The 13,620-nt window shown below is 47.8% G+C and carries 11 protein-coding genes; 9 read left to right on the plus strand and 2 right to left on the minus strand.

What is annotated here, in order from left to right; genetic code table 11:
• Positions 1 to 2 precede the first annotated feature (2 nt).
• The 6 genes from J4772_RS01675 (at position 3) to murA (ending at position 6,358) form a co-directional block, all read left to right on the plus strand.
• Positions 3 to 764 carry an ABC transporter ATP-binding protein gene (locus J4772_RS01675; protein WP_209073899.1) on the plus strand — a complete coding sequence of 254 codons (762 nt, stop codon included), beginning with the start codon at positions 3 to 5 and terminating at the stop codon, positions 762 to 764.
• Between the two features lie 10 nt (positions 765 to 774).
• Positions 775 to 1,788, plus strand: coding sequence for an ABC transporter substrate-binding protein (locus J4772_RS01680; RefSeq protein WP_209073900.1), 1,014 nt, complete (start codon positions 775 to 777; stop codon positions 1,786 to 1,788).
• 216 nt (positions 1,789 to 2,004) lie between these two features.
• Positions 2,005 to 2,364 carry a BlaI/MecI/CopY family transcriptional regulator gene (locus J4772_RS01685; RefSeq protein WP_209073901.1) on the plus strand — a complete coding sequence of 120 codons (360 nt, stop codon included), beginning with the start codon at positions 2,005 to 2,007 and terminating at the stop codon, positions 2,362 to 2,364.
• 8 nt (positions 2,365 to 2,372) lie between these two features.
• Positions 2,373 to 4,007, plus strand: coding sequence for a M56 family metallopeptidase (locus J4772_RS01690; RefSeq protein ID WP_209073902.1), 1,635 nt, complete (start codon positions 2,373 to 2,375; stop codon positions 4,005 to 4,007).
• Between the two features lie 336 nt (positions 4,008 to 4,343).
• The gene (locus J4772_RS01695) at positions 4,344 to 5,045 is read left to right on the plus strand and encodes an FHA domain-containing protein (protein ID WP_209073903.1); all 702 of its coding nucleotides are present in this window, start codon (positions 4,344 to 4,346) and stop codon (positions 5,043 to 5,045) included.
• A 17-nt stretch (positions 5,046 to 5,062) separates the two neighbouring features.
• Positions 5,063 to 6,358, plus strand: coding sequence for a UDP-N-acetylglucosamine 1-carboxyvinyltransferase (gene murA / locus J4772_RS01700; RefSeq protein ID WP_209073904.1), 1,296 nt, complete (start codon positions 5,063 to 5,065; stop codon positions 6,356 to 6,358).
• Positions 6,359 to 6,608: 250 nt separating this feature from the next.
• Here the strand turns inward: murA and J4772_RS37445 are convergent, their stop codons facing one another.
• Positions 6,609 to 6,746, minus strand: coding sequence for a helix-turn-helix domain-containing protein (locus J4772_RS37445; RefSeq protein ID WP_209076852.1), 138 nt, complete (start codon positions 6,744 to 6,746; stop codon positions 6,609 to 6,611).
• Between the two features lie 158 nt (positions 6,747 to 6,904).
• Between J4772_RS37445 and J4772_RS01710 the strand changes: the two genes are divergently transcribed.
• Together J4772_RS01710 and J4772_RS01715 are read left to right on the plus strand one after the other, a co-directional pair.
• Positions 6,905 to 7,591, plus strand: coding sequence for a DinB family protein (locus tag J4772_RS01710; RefSeq protein ID WP_209073905.1), 687 nt, complete (start codon positions 6,905 to 6,907; stop codon positions 7,589 to 7,591).
• Positions 7,592 to 8,291: 700 nt separating this feature from the next.
• The gene (locus J4772_RS01715; RefSeq protein WP_209073906.1) at positions 8,292 to 8,528 is read left to right on the plus strand and encodes a hypothetical protein; all 237 of its coding nucleotides are present in this window, start codon (positions 8,292 to 8,294) and stop codon (positions 8,526 to 8,528) included.
• 611 nt (positions 8,529 to 9,139) lie between these two features.
• Here J4772_RS01715 and J4772_RS01720 read toward each other — a convergent pair.
• Complete coding sequence (locus J4772_RS01720; RefSeq protein ID WP_209073907.1) at positions 9,140 to 9,940, minus strand: MerR family transcriptional regulator; 801 nt, start codon at positions 9,938 to 9,940, stop codon at positions 9,140 to 9,142.
• A gap of 207 nt (positions 9,941 to 10,147) precedes the next feature.
• Between J4772_RS01720 and J4772_RS01725 the strand changes: the two genes are divergently transcribed.
• Complete coding sequence (locus J4772_RS01725; RefSeq protein ID WP_209073908.1) at positions 10,148 to 13,612, plus strand: S-layer homology domain-containing protein; 3,465 nt, start codon at positions 10,148 to 10,150, stop codon at positions 13,610 to 13,612.
• The last annotated feature ends 8 nt before the right edge of the window (positions 13,613 to 13,620 follow it).

Raw genomic sequence — 13,620 nt, forward strand, 5'->3', positions numbered from 1 at the left:
AAATGGAATTAGTTGCTAAGGGGATGGGCGTGCGAATCGGCAAAAAGGAGATTGTAAAAGATGTTTCGGTCCATGTCAAAAACAAACAGTTTGTGGGGCTGATTGGCCCGAACGGGTGCGGCAAATCAACTCTGCTCAAAAGTATTTATAAAAGTTTGCCCCCGCAGAGAGGAGACATATTTCTTGATGACCTAGATGTGCTAAAAAGCTCGGAAAAAAAGGTTTCGCAAAGCTTGGGCGTCGTCGGACAATTTAATGAAATCAGCTTTAATTTGTCCGTGCAGCAGATGGTGATGTTGGGCAGAACACCGCACAAAAAAATGCTGGAGTCCGATAATCAGGCGGATTTTGCCATTGTGGAGGAAGCGCTGGCTCGAACAAATTTACTCGATTATAAACATCGCGGCTATTTATCGTTATCCGGCGGGGAGAAACAACGGGTTATTCTGGCAAGAACCATTGCACAGCAGCCGAAGTTTATGATCCTGGATGAACCGACCAACCATCTGGATATCCGTTACCAGATTGAGATTTTATCGATTGTCAAACAGTTGAACATCGGCGTCTTGGCCGCCCTCCATGATTTGGAGATGGCAGCCCAATACTGCGACTACGTGTACGCGATGAAAGACGGAGAAGTCTATGCACACGGGACGCCTGAAGAAGTGTTGACTTCGACTACTATTGAAGCTCTATACCAAATAAAATGCCAAACCTACACCAATCCGGTTACGAATGGAATTGGTTTTGCTTATGGCCTATAAGGAGAACAGGATGAAAAAGACGTTATTATTCGGTACGGCTTTGTCTGTTGCGCTGCTCTTAACCGGTTGTGGCAGCTCGGATACCAAGACCGCGGAGAAATCTGCGACGCAAGCGCAGTATCCGCTGACGATTCAAAACTATTCCAGAGCAGATGAAGGAGCAAGCTGGGAGAAGAAGGACCAGGTATTTGATCGCGCTCCCGAAAGAATTATGGCCAATACTCGCCCCGCGGCAGAGCTATTGCTGCACTTAGGTCTGGCTGACAAGATCGTTGGGGTGGGCGCCGATTTCGGAGTACCCGATCCATCCGTAGCGGATCAGTATGCGAAATTGAACATCTTGAGCAAGGAGTATGTCGGAAAAGAAGTCACCCTTGGTACTAATCCGGACTTGGTTTTTGGTCGAAGCGGGTTATTTGCAGACGCGGAGTGGGGAGTAGGGACGGTCGACGCGCTCAATGGCATGAAAATTAAAACGTATGTGCTGGAGTCGTCGATTACAGGCGGAACCTACGAATCTATTTATAAGGATATCGAAAATATCGGAAAAATATTCAATGTAAAAGAGGAAGCGGATCGCTTCACCAAAGAGCTGAAAGATAAGCAAGCGGCGATTTCTGCCAAATTGGAAGGCATTAAAGACCACAAAACGTTCGCCTATTTGCACACCAATGATCCCAAAGAGCTGTATGTCTATCCGGCAAGCGACGAATCCTTCTTTAATGATGCATTTAGCATGATCAAGCTGGACAATGTATTTGTGAATGAAAAAGGCGACGTCAGCATCGAAACGCTGATTGCTCAAGATCCGGACGTTCTGATCCTGCCGCAATGGGATGAGACGGATCTGAATAAAGTGAGAGAAGAAATCTATGCCAATCCGAAGGTATCCAGCATGAAAGCCATTAAGAACAAGCAAATTTATATTGTAGACTATAACTATTTGTTCGGCTATAGCTACAATACGATTGATGGCATGGAACAATTAGCCAAAGAAATATACCCCGACATAAGCAGTAATTGAACAACCGAATACACCGCCATGTAGCCCGAGGGCCATGGCGGTGTATTTCTTAATGCTCGAAGCCAACGCTTAGGTGATCAAGGCACTTATAGATCAGGACGGGCAAACGTACGCGCTTATACCTTTGGCTGAACGTTCTGCTTGACGGGGATGTTCTATCGGAGTAGAATGACGGTGATGTATTCTATTGCAATAGAACGGAGGAGGTGCTTTCATATGGGCATAAAGCTGTTTGACAGTGAGCTTAACATTATGGAGATTTTATGGCAGGAAGGTAATACAACGGCCAAGAGGATTGCGGAAATAACAAAGGAAAAAGTGGGATGGAGCAAGACTACAACTTATACCATTATTAAGAAGTGCCTTGATAAAGGAGCGATTGAGCGCAAAGAGCCAAATTTCGTTTGTTGTGCGCTTGTGACGCGAGAACAGGTACAAGAGCATGAAACAACGGAACTAATCAATAAAATGTATAATGGCGCCCCTGATAGGCTGATCGCTTCGCTTCTGGGGCAAAAACGGTTGACGTCTGAGGAGATTAGTCGCTTAAAGCAACTTATTGAGAGATTGGAGTGAGGTGGAGCATGTCGTTGATTGAAATGAGTTTATCGGCTTCCCTCTTCATTCTTGTAGTTGTTTGTTTTCGTCCCTTGCTGCTACATAGAGTTCCGAAGATGACCTTTATCCTTCTTTGGGGCGTTGCGTTATTACGGTTACTGGTTCCCGTTTCTTTTCATTCGCCATTTAGTATTTTTACGGCGGTTAACGACTTAGGCAGGATGTTCACCTTACAGGGGAACATTCCCTCAACGCCAAGTTCGCCTGTTGCCAATGGTGAAACGGTTACCCTACCGTTCATTACTGAGCGTATGGTCACGCCAAACGGATCACTGGAGCCGAGTGCAGCTCTATCGCCTTTTATGCTTGTATGGCTTGTTGGTTTTACTTTATGTGCTTTATCTATTATTCTTCCGCATTTAAGGTGCCGAAAGCATTACCGCAGCTCGCTGCCGATTAAAAGCGATTTTGTCCAGAAATGGCAGCAGTCTAATCCCTTATGGCGAAAGGTGCAAGTTCGGCAATCAGATCTCATTTTGGCTCCGCTCACCTATGGTGTTTTTCGGCCCGTCATACTCTTGCCTAAACATATCGACTATACCGATATCGAACAACTCAGGTTTATCCTTGCCCACGAGTATACTCACATCCATCGATTGGACACGCTCAAAAAGTGGCTGCTTGCCGCCAGCTTGTGTATCCATTGGTTCAACCCTTTCGTGTGGGTCATGTACATCCTTGCTAATCGTGACATCGAGCTATCCTGCGATGAAAAGGTCATAAGGACATTTGGGGAAAGCACGAAGCCTGCTTATGCCAGGACACTTGTTCATATGGAAGTAAAGAAAAGCGGGCTGTCGTCAATGGTTAGTTATTTTTCTAAAAGCCCCATTGAGGAAAGGATTATATCGATTATGAAAATTAAGAAAGTCTCTATAGCGACGATGCTGCTCGCTATTGCGATTGTGACCGGAACCGTTACAGTATTTGCAACTTCCGCTCTGGATAAGAAGGAAGTGGCTTCTGATGACAAGCCAGTAGCTGAAGAGGCTCCTGCTTTGTATCAAGGTGAATCCTCTACGGCATTAATGCCGATTGATTTAACCTTTAACCGCTCGGATGTACCTCAGCTGATGGATCAGCTTCATGCTTCAAAGTATAGGGCTGTTTACGTGGACAATGAGATGGTTCTGCGCATTACGAATGACAACTCCATACAGATTCGCAAGAACAATGGAGCCGGTTGGAAAAAATACGATACGGATCGTGTCGACGCTAAAGATTTCGCCAACTGGCTTTTTAAAAATGACCCGATTCCGGGGTACTCCATGAAAGAACTCCAGAGTCGCTTGGCAAACGGAGCAGAAGTCAAACATATCGCATTTGAGAACGGAAAAGAAATGTATATTGTCATAGACAGTAGCGGTGTACAGATTGAGCTTGTTCAGCCCCAAAAAATAGCCGCTGTCCTGATTGATGGACAAAGAATGATGATTACTTCCGAGAGGCATCCTTATGTTATATCAGAACAGATGCTGAAGTCATTTTATGATTTATTAATTTCCAGTGATATCCTGACAAAAAACCAAGCAGAACAAGATTATTCGAAAAGGATACAGTTTCTTAAAGAAGATGATACGATCTTTACGGTAACGAATTGAAAAATGAATCTGGCGGAGTAGCGACGGGAGAAGAGTAAGAGTTAAGAGGCCGCGTCTGACGCGGGTTAGAGGACTGTGACAGGTTGCCAGGAGGCTGGCTGTTGCAGCCCTCATTTGGCATTATCCTTTTATCGGGATAGCGGACGGTCTAGGTTTTTTCTACTCGGGCATATTGAGGGAGCTGAAGCGGGATATTCCGGCGTTACCCAAATGTGAGTGCGGCGTCAGTGAGAAGTGGTTTCATTCATCCTCAATTTGAGTTACGATTACGAGTGGTAACATCAGTACAATCAGTACATGTATGGACTTGCCTGTTCTGGCCAATGGAGGTGCAACATGGAAGAGGACTTTGCATGTCTTTACATTATTCGAGGAGAGCCTTACCGTTCCGGTACCTGCGTGAATTTAAGGGCGGATGAAACGCTGGTCGGCAGGGTATCTCATCTGGTCGTTCCAGAACTCGCGTTTACGAACGCGTTCGTTTCCCGGAAGCATTTCATTATCCGCAAGGAAAATGACAAGGCGGTCCTATACGATTTGGGGAGCCGTCACGGCACGGAGATTAACGGCGCGCGGCTAACGCCGCATACCCCATATTCTCTCAATAACTTCGATATCATTAAGCTCGCCAAGGGAATGATCGTCCTGCACTTTTCTTTTTTGTTTGCGGAGCAAACCCTTGAGTTCGAACCTCTGAGCATGACCAAGCAGATGGAGATTCCCGATTTGCAGCCAAAGATCCATTGGGAGAAGCGGGAATGCTTGATAGGAAACAAGAGAATTCCGATGTCGGATAAAGAATATTTGTTCATTCGAGTGCTCCATGAGAAAATAAACCAACTCGTTACGCTCGAGGAAATCCGATCGAAGGTGTGGCCGGAAAGATCGTTGGGGGCCAACGGGTTTTCCGACGTATCGCACGACGAATTGAACGCCTTGGTATACCGAATTCGCAAAAAATACGGCAAAGACACCTTCCTCATTAGTGCGGTACGCGGCAACGGCTACGTGCTCGAATCTGAATTGATATCGTCCTAACGAAAGTGGGTATCTCCATGAAATATATACAGGTAGAAAATTCAGGGCCGTTGCACGGCACTGTACATATCCCAGGAGCCAAGAACAGTTCACTCGCGCTTCTTGCCGCCGCTTGTCTGGCAGACGATGTTGTGACGCTAAAGGGAATCCCGCATATCGAGGATGTCAGTATTATCGCGGGAATTAGTCGGGATATTGGTATGGCGTTTAAGCAGGAAGGCGGAACAGTCGTCATTGACCCGCGAACCGTTCACAGCGCCGTAATAGATCCGGGCAAATCTTCGAAATACAGAGCCTCTTACTATTATGCAGGCGCTCTGTTGTCCAAATTCGGCAAAGTCACGATTGGATTCCCGGGAGGAGACGATTTCGTTTCGAGACCGATCGATCAGCATATCAAAGTGTTCAAGGCGCTTGGGGCAAAGGTCTATACCTTCGAAGATTACTACATCATCGAAGCTGCGGAGCTGAAGGGGGCAGACATTTATTTCGATATGCTTACCTCCGGTGCGACGATTAATGCGATGTTGGCTGCTGTTCGGGCAAAAGGACGGACGATATTGCACAACGCGGCTTTGGACCCAGAGGTCGTCGATACGGCCGCTTTCTTGAACCGGATTGGAGCTCGGATCTACGGGGCGGGAACGGAACGTATTCGCATCGAAGGCGTTCCGTATTTAAATGGGGGATCGCACACGGTGATTCCGGACCGTTTAATCGCTGGGGCATTTTTGATGGCGGCCGGGATTCAAGGCGGACAGGTTACCGTCATGGACGTCATCCCCGAGCATCTTGGCTCCTGTCTCTCCAAGATGGAGGAGATCGGAATGGATGTGGAATGCGGTGACGCCCATATCACGGCCTGTCGCTCAGGGCAGCTTAAGGCGACGCGGATTCGCACCGGCATGTATCCGGGGTTTGCCACCGATTTACAACAACCGATGACAGCACTGCTGCTGCAGGCTCAAGGCAAGAGCATCGTAACCGACCGCGTTTATCCGAAACGGTTCGCTCACGTACCGCAATTGCGACGGCTCGGTGCAGAAATTGAGTTGCGAAGAGAATGCGCCTTTATCCGCGGAGGGCTTCCCCTGCAGGGCGGGTGGGTGCATGCTACGGATGTGCGTGCGGGCACCTGCCTGCTGCTTGCCGGTTTAGCGGTCGAGGGTACTGTGCGAATGACAGGAGTCGATCACATTGAGCGCGGATATGAGGATGTCGTCGGCAGTTTCCAATCGATCGGGGCCAAGCTCTCGATGCATGAACTAAATGCGCAGGAAATGCCTGTCCTGGGCCATACGAATTATATCTAAGTTTTCTGGGGGATCGGGCCGCGCCGGACGCGGTTGGAGGGCTGTGACAGGTTGCCAGGTGGAGGCTGTTGCGTCCCTCTTTTGGCTTTTCTGTAAACAGCTTGCAAACAACAACCTCGCTGAGAACAGTTGCAGAACCCCGGAGTTAACCACAGCTGGGCAGTCGGGTCAGGTTGTTGTTGAACGCTCGGCGGTTTTGCATCCTGGCGGTCAGTTCCTCCAGTTTGAGCGTCGGATACTTTTTGGCCAACTAACGTTGCAAGTAGCCTTTCCACTTCATAAATTGGCGGCTGAAATAATGAATATCTTCGTAACCGACCTGAAAGGCGAGTGCTTCGATTCTGTTGTCTGTTTCGCGGAGTAACCGTTTGGCGTGGTAGTGACGGATAGCTCTACCAAAGGATGGTAGAAATGAATCGGTTCATATATAATAATTATAAAATATGGAAGTTAAAGCGGAAAAGCCATCCATTTTACATTTAGTCAATCAATGCTGCGCGAAGAGTGGTAGCCTCAACAAACGTTACAGGAGGAGCTGATGATTCTATGGACTTGGAAGAACAACGGGCTTGGAGTGAGAACCACAAGGTATTAAATGAAATCATATTAAAGCCCCAAGAACATTCTCATGCGATTCAACTCTTTCTTTCTCTACATGCTTGGTTACATTCTTCATCTGTTGGAAATACGAGCAAACTAACACTGAACGATGCAGTGTTGAAAGATTTGGATGAAGAAACCTTTAGAAAGTACCCAGTGACTCTCCCTAATACGAAAAACTCGATTGGATGGCATCTTTGGCATATTACTCGAATTGAGGATATGACCATGAATATTCTTGTCGCTGATGACCAACAAGCTCTATATTCGGGAAATTGGTTTGAAAGAATGGATACTAGATTTCCTCATTCCGGGAATGAGATGAGTGAAGAGGATATTGCTGATTTAAGCTCAAGTATAGATTTTGAATCAATATTGGCATATAGATCTGCTGTCGGAAAGCAAACACGACAAATCGTATCTATGTTGGAACCAGGACAGTTAAAAGAAAAGGTTGAACAAAACAGAATCAAACGATTGTTTGACGAAAATGCTGTTACGCAAGATGCGAGTTGGCTAGCCGATTACTGGAGCAAAAAGACCATAGCAGGACTAATACTTATGCCTGCAACGAGACACATCTTTTTACACTTGAAAAAATGCATTCATATAAAAAATAAACTCAATCACTAGCGAATCGTTTTTCTTCGCCGGTGTCATCAAGATTTTATCTGGAATCGTCGCTTTATCGTCGATGTAGGCCAGACGGAAATGGAGCATAATGCCGGCTTTCGTCTTTCGGAATTCGGCCACTTGAACTTCTGCAGGCAAAGTCCAATGGTTGTAGAATCAATGATCCGAAAGTCCCTGTGCAAAGAAGTCGGCGCTGTGCTTTGACGAATCCGGTGCACAAGATCCATAAACACCTGTTGGTGGAGATGCGCATATAAGAAAGTGAGCTTCTTGACGTATTTATCCTGATCTGAAGCAGTAACACGTATAGTGATGAAAAATATGATATTTTTTTATGGCTCAATCTCAATATCAGTGCTTGACCTGTATGTTTTTTCACACAAGTTGCCCCCAAAACTGTTCGTCAAAGCCTGTTGTATGAAAAACCACACAAAATCGTGCAGAAATATCTAAAAAAGCGGAAATTTGTACGACATTTCATATAAAGTACCTGTCATCGTCTGAAAAAGACCGTTCCGTGTGCGAAAAATCATACAAAACAGAGCATCCCTTTCTGGCGCGCTCCAGCCAACCTCATAAGTCAAGCACTCATTTCGGTTTTGAACCTTTTTTATAAAATAATGAAATTTGTCGTCTTTTGCGAGTGTTATGCTCCTAGAACATTTGAATTTTATCAGAACATTTTCAGAAGTACCAGGAGATGTTTATCTCATCTTATATTAAGGGAATGAGGCGAACTGGCTGGCTTGGTGACGAAAGACTTGCCCGTTTCGGATTTCTTGCTGCATTTGCCTTGCGCTCGATATGGGAAGTGCCGAAGCTGCAAAAGAAACTTGAACAAGATGAGAGCTCACCAGAGATACATAAATTAATATCCATAACGGAAAAGCAGATGGAAGCTGCCAAGGAAGCCGAAGAATTAAGGGAAATCGTTTGATAAGTACAGGCATTCACATATTTAAATTTGCTGTTATAGGCAGCGAGAAGAATCGTATTATATGTAAATTCTATAGCTGGAGCGACTGGATTAGCTACAAGGACAATCCGATCGTGACGGGAGTAAAAGCTGAGAAACCCTTCGGGACGTGTGTTTGGGGGCTGTGACAGGTTGAGAGCTGTGACCTGTTACAGCCCCCTTTGGGTTGTTCTGCAAACAGTGTGTAAACAAGAACCTGAGGAAAACAGTTGCAAGCGACCCGGACCTGCCGCAGTCACGCAGTCGGGTCAGATGATGGAATGGCATTAGGAGCCTTGCTTTCGTTCGTGCTGTAAGCAAGTTTGCTAGTCCATCTGTCTATAAACAAGGGCGGTCTATCCTTTTGTACGGAGCACAAATGCTAAGCCATTTCTTGCAATTCCTTCGTAAGGCTGGCTAGTGTCTTTTCTCGTTCATGCGTCTCCTGTTGATCGAATAATAGCTGTTCTATCCATTCCCAAATATCCTCTAGTCTGCGTCTTATTTGATAAAAACGCAGAACGTCGGGATTCAGAGCAAAATCAGGGTGTCGCTTCCGATAGACTTCTAAAAACGTATCATAATAGGGTTGATCAACAAGGAACATGAAATCCGCCTCGACGGGTGCCAGGCGCAATCCTTCCCCTATCCTCAACGATCGCTTGCACATACGGGCTGCTTGCCGGAAGTTTTTGCTTCAAGGCCTTATTCAAGCGGTTATGAATGTGTTCCAGCTTCTTGACCCATGATCCGGCTTTGAGCGGCGGCTGATTAACCATACTAAAGAATAGGAACTGATTGTGCTTTATATCTTCGATGAACTGGGGATCGTTGATAAGCTCCTGCAGCTCGTCCCACGCGCCAGCTTGTTTGGCGGATGGCTTCACTTGTTTGACAATATATTTATCGAAAAAATAGAGCAAAGAGTTTCGCCAATCTTCAGGAATCCCCTCTAACACGCGGGTAGTCTCCACTTTTTCGGATATGAACTGTTTACGCTTCTCGCTGCTTGTGGTTCGTTCATTTACCAATTGATGAATATAACGCAAGGAATCGCCCTGATGCTGCTTCGCTTCACGTAAAATCTTTATCATGTTCGTCAGCGTACTGACTTGAGCCTCCAAGGAATCGATCTGCCAGTCCAGCACCTTATCTACCGAGAGTTCTCCGGAAATCATTTGGCGGATTTCATCAATGCTAAAATCCAGATAGATCAAGGTTGTAATCAGCTCCAGACGCCATAAATCCTTTCCCGAATATAATCTGTGACCCCCTTCCGTATAGCCGACAGGCTTCACTAATCCGACTTCGTCGTAGTATCGGACGGTTTTGATGGTGCTTCCGATCAAGCTCGCGGCTTCCCCGATCGAATAGATTTTTTCCTCGAAACGCATAACGATTCACCTCCAGTCGGTATTATATAATCTCCTGTAGGGGGAGATTCAATAAGCGATAATCTGATCGTAATGGCTTTTCTTTCATTCTTCTTTCATTGGGTTCTTCTATACTCGTATAACTTGTGTGAAATCAACTGCACATAGAAAAACGCCACAAGAATATCACGTTAAGAACCCATGAAAAGTAAGGAGTGGAAGGAACGTATGTTGCATATTAAATCTGGATTCATTGCGCTCTTAACATTTGTATTCTTATTTACCTCGGTTGGAATAGTCGCTCCCGGCACAGCAGGGGCAACGGCGGCGACTTATTATCAGGAGCTTAACTTGACGGGCAATTCCGAGGGATGGAACGGCGATCCCGCGAAGGATATCTCGTTTTCGATCCCCGCCGTAACGGAAAGGCCCGGGACAATCGCTCAACTTCTTATTTACGCATACGATGTCAGGGAGGAGGATGGAGAGACTGCCCGCGTCTATTGGGGGGAAGATGAATCCGCTTTGTACTTAGGCGACTTGTCCGGTATGGCCGGTCAGTGGTCTGTCTCTGTGTTGGAGGTCCCTCTTGACGCCATTCGGAATACGAATCCTGTCAATATTACGGTAAACGATACGAGCGGCGGCAACGATTGGGAGGTAGAGATCGCCTGGGCACAGCTTCTCCTAGATGGAGGTCCAGGCATCGATGCCAGAGTTGACGATCCAAAAGTGATATATTCGGGGGCATACATTGGCGTTTCCTGGTATTTGCAAGCTTTGAACGCAGGAGGCTACGTTTCGCCAGTACACGTCATCGACGAAAATGGTTATAATTTCAGAAATTTGCCGTCGAGTAATTATAACTTTTCTAGCCCCGGCAGAATGATATCAAGTTTTTCAGCGTCGAAACAAGGAACTGTACATACGACTCATTTTATGATTGGCGATCCTTATGAAGGAAATATGAATCGAATCGGACGAGTCCACCACATTGTTACGATTAAGACTTCTCAGGTCCCGGTGCTGGACCGGTTGGCATTCAAGGACAACGGACAGAATATCGCGTTGAGTCCATCATTTGCACCGTTGACAAGGGCGTATTCTTCGACGGTATCCTATTCGACTGCAGAAGTTACGCCAGTAGCGATGCCGCTCGAGGGACATACGGTAACCGCGCGTATTAATGGAAGCGCGACAGATCCCTTTGCGCCTGTCCCAAGCAGTATTCCGTTGCAGGTAGGCCGCAATACAATCGAATACCTGGTTACAAACGTTGAGGACCCGGCAGGTAAGATCTATACCGTTACGATAGATCGTCTTCCGAAGCTTGACAGTCTAGTCGGCAGTCCGGCCATTACGCTCTCCCCTGGCTTTGATGGGGATATCCCGAATCCGGCCTCAGGGTATCATTCGTCGGTGGACAACCCTGTCGACAAGATCGTACTGACGCCCGTACTGCCTGCAGGCGCCGGATTGAATCCGGAGGACGTTACTGTAAGTATCAATGGACAACCGTTTGAAGCGCTGGTTGCCGGTACACTGAATACGAGCGAGCTCTCACTGAACGTTGGGCGCAACGCGATTACGGTTCGCGTTACTTCGCCGGACGACCATGTATATACGGACTACCCGTTTACGATGGATCGCGCTCCTGCGCTTGCAGATCTGAGCTTCAGCGCGGGTAACGATGAATTAACACCGGATTTCAGCAGCAATGAGTATGTCTATTCGACGGTAGTCGGACATGTCGAAACCCCGATTGGGCTGATGCCGACCGTCAACGATGGGGAAACCGTCGAGCTTCGGGTGAACAGCAATAACGAAGCCGACTTTGCTGCAATTATACCTAACGTGCAGACCGCCGGTCTCGCTCTGATCGCAGGTATCAATAAAGTCGAAGTGCGCGTGAAGTCCTCTGATTATGACGCGGCATTGTCTGCCGTTCCTGTCGCTGAGAAGGCTGATTTGGTCAAAATATATACGTTTAACGTTGCGCGCTCCCCGTTCTTGACGGATCTGGTTGTGAGCGGTGAAAGTTTGACGGAGTCGTTCGACGCGGCCAAGCTCGATTATTCGATAAACAGAACGATTCCGTATACCCAATCATTCGTTAAGGTAACGCCTACTTCCTCCGATTCTCCCGTAAAGCTGGAGGTTCGCGCGAATGGCGGCGACTACGACACAATTGACAGCGGCACGGAAAGCGAGGAGTTGGCGCTGCAAAGCGGAGCCAACAAGCTCGAAATCAAAACAACCTCGGTGAATCCGCTGGATCAGAGGGAGTACTCGACCGTATATTCCGTAGTCGTGAACAAGGATGCGCCTCCACAGGGGGGTTCATCATCATCTCCGACTTCAGCGGGACCCTCCTATCGGGATTTCGAGCTTGACGCGGGGATAGACAATAAAGGTCAACGCATGCTGGTGACCGACATTATCGGAAGGGAACTTACGCTGTCGGCTTATCTGGTCAAATCCGATGGTACAAAGCTGGATAGCCCGGCGATACCGATTGATTCGAACGGGCGGTTTACTTTATCCAACATTTCTTCCGGTACTTACGGTATGGTCATAAATGTGAACGGTCCGTCGGGCGAGAAGCTGGCCGGAGGATTAAGCAGTTTAACCGTGGGAGCGGGCGACAGCGGGAAAGTGATCGTCAAGCCAATCGACCCGCAGAGCAAAGTAACAGACGCCTCGACAGGTGACGCGTTGCAAGGCGTTAAGATCACTTTGTACTGGGCGGATACGGCGCTGAACCGTTCCAAAGGCCGCACGCCGGGCGAGATTGTGAAGCTGCCGACGCTTACCCACTTTGCTCCCCATAAGAACAACGCGGTACAGACCACTCCGGCCGAGGGGATTTTCGGTTGGGTGCCGTATATTGACGGAGACTACTACATCGTTGCCGTGAAAGACGGCTATGAGAAGTACGACAGCCGTGAGGACGACCGCAATAGGCCGCTCGGAGACGGCAGCTCCATCAAAGACGGCATCATCCATGTCGCACAATCGGTTTTTACGTACGACTTGGCTATGAAACCGGATGGATGGGAAGCGCCGGGCGGGACGCACCGTTCCTATATGAGTGGGTACCCGGATGGCAGCTTCAAGCCGGCAAAAGGAATTTCGCGAGCGGAGCTGGCTGCCGTACTGGTCCGTATCCTTCCGCAGAAGGCATCCGCAACGTCGAACGCACGTAACTTAAGCGATCTTGCCAAGCCGTTCTGGGCTACCGAATCGATTAACATCGCACTCGATCAGGGGTGGATGAAAGGCACCGCCGCCGGGGCTTTTCACCCGGACAAGCTGGTTACGCGAGCGGAGCTGGCTCAGGTCGCCTACAATATTAGGAACGAAGAATGGAGCGGAGTCAGCTCGCCGACTTCGACAGCGTTCAGCGATGTGAAGGCTCATTGGGGAGCCAAAGCGATTGCGGCAGCTGCAAGCAACGGGATCGTCGAAGGATATGTCGACGGCAGCTTCAAACCAAACAACGTGGTCACCCGCGCGGAAACCGCAACTCTGTTGAACCGGTTGCTTGACCGCACTCCCGGGAAAGTCGGGGAACAGCCGCTCTGGCCCGACGTTCCGACATCGCATTGGGCTTACAAGAATATTATGGAGGCTTCCGTTACGCATCAGTATAACCGGTCGGACGACGGAACTGAGTTATGGTCTGGCAAGTAAGTCACATA

It is taken from the genome of Cohnella sp. LGH (genome assembly GCF_017671885.1).
GTDB lineage: Bacteria > Bacillota > Bacilli > Paenibacillales > Paenibacillaceae > Cohnella > Cohnella phaseoli.

Bases quoted from the DNA above. Each gene is read 5' to 3' on its own strand.
- J4772_RS01710 (WP_209073905.1), top strand. From the start codon at position 6,905: ATGGACTTGGAAGAACAACGGGCTTGGAGTGAGAACCACAAGGTATTA.
- J4772_RS01725 (WP_209073908.1), top strand. From the start codon at position 10,148: ATGTTGCATATTAAATCTGGATTCATTGCGCTCTTAACATTTGTATTC.
- murA (WP_209073904.1), top strand. From the start codon at position 5,063: ATGAAATATATACAGGTAGAAAATTCAGGGCCGTTGCACGGCACTGTA.
- J4772_RS01715 (WP_209073906.1), top strand. From the start codon at position 8,292: ATGTTTATCTCATCTTATATTAAGGGAATGAGGCGAACTGGCTGGCTT.
- J4772_RS01675 (WP_209073899.1), top strand. From the start codon at position 3: ATGGAATTAGTTGCTAAGGGGATGGGCGTGCGAATCGGCAAAAAGGAG.
- J4772_RS01685 (WP_209073901.1), top strand. From the start codon at position 2,005: ATGGGCATAAAGCTGTTTGACAGTGAGCTTAACATTATGGAGATTTTA.
- J4772_RS01680 (WP_209073900.1), top strand. From the start codon at position 775: ATGAAAAAGACGTTATTATTCGGTACGGCTTTGTCTGTTGCGCTGCTC.
- J4772_RS01720 (WP_209073907.1), bottom strand. From the start codon at position 9,940: ATGCGTTTCGAGGAAAAAATCTATTCGATCGGGGAAGCCGCGAGCTTG.
- J4772_RS01690 (WP_209073902.1), top strand. From the start codon at position 2,373: ATGTCGTTGATTGAAATGAGTTTATCGGCTTCCCTCTTCATTCTTGTA.
- J4772_RS01695 (WP_209073903.1), top strand. From the start codon at position 4,344: ATGGAAGAGGACTTTGCATGTCTTTACATTATTCGAGGAGAGCCTTAC.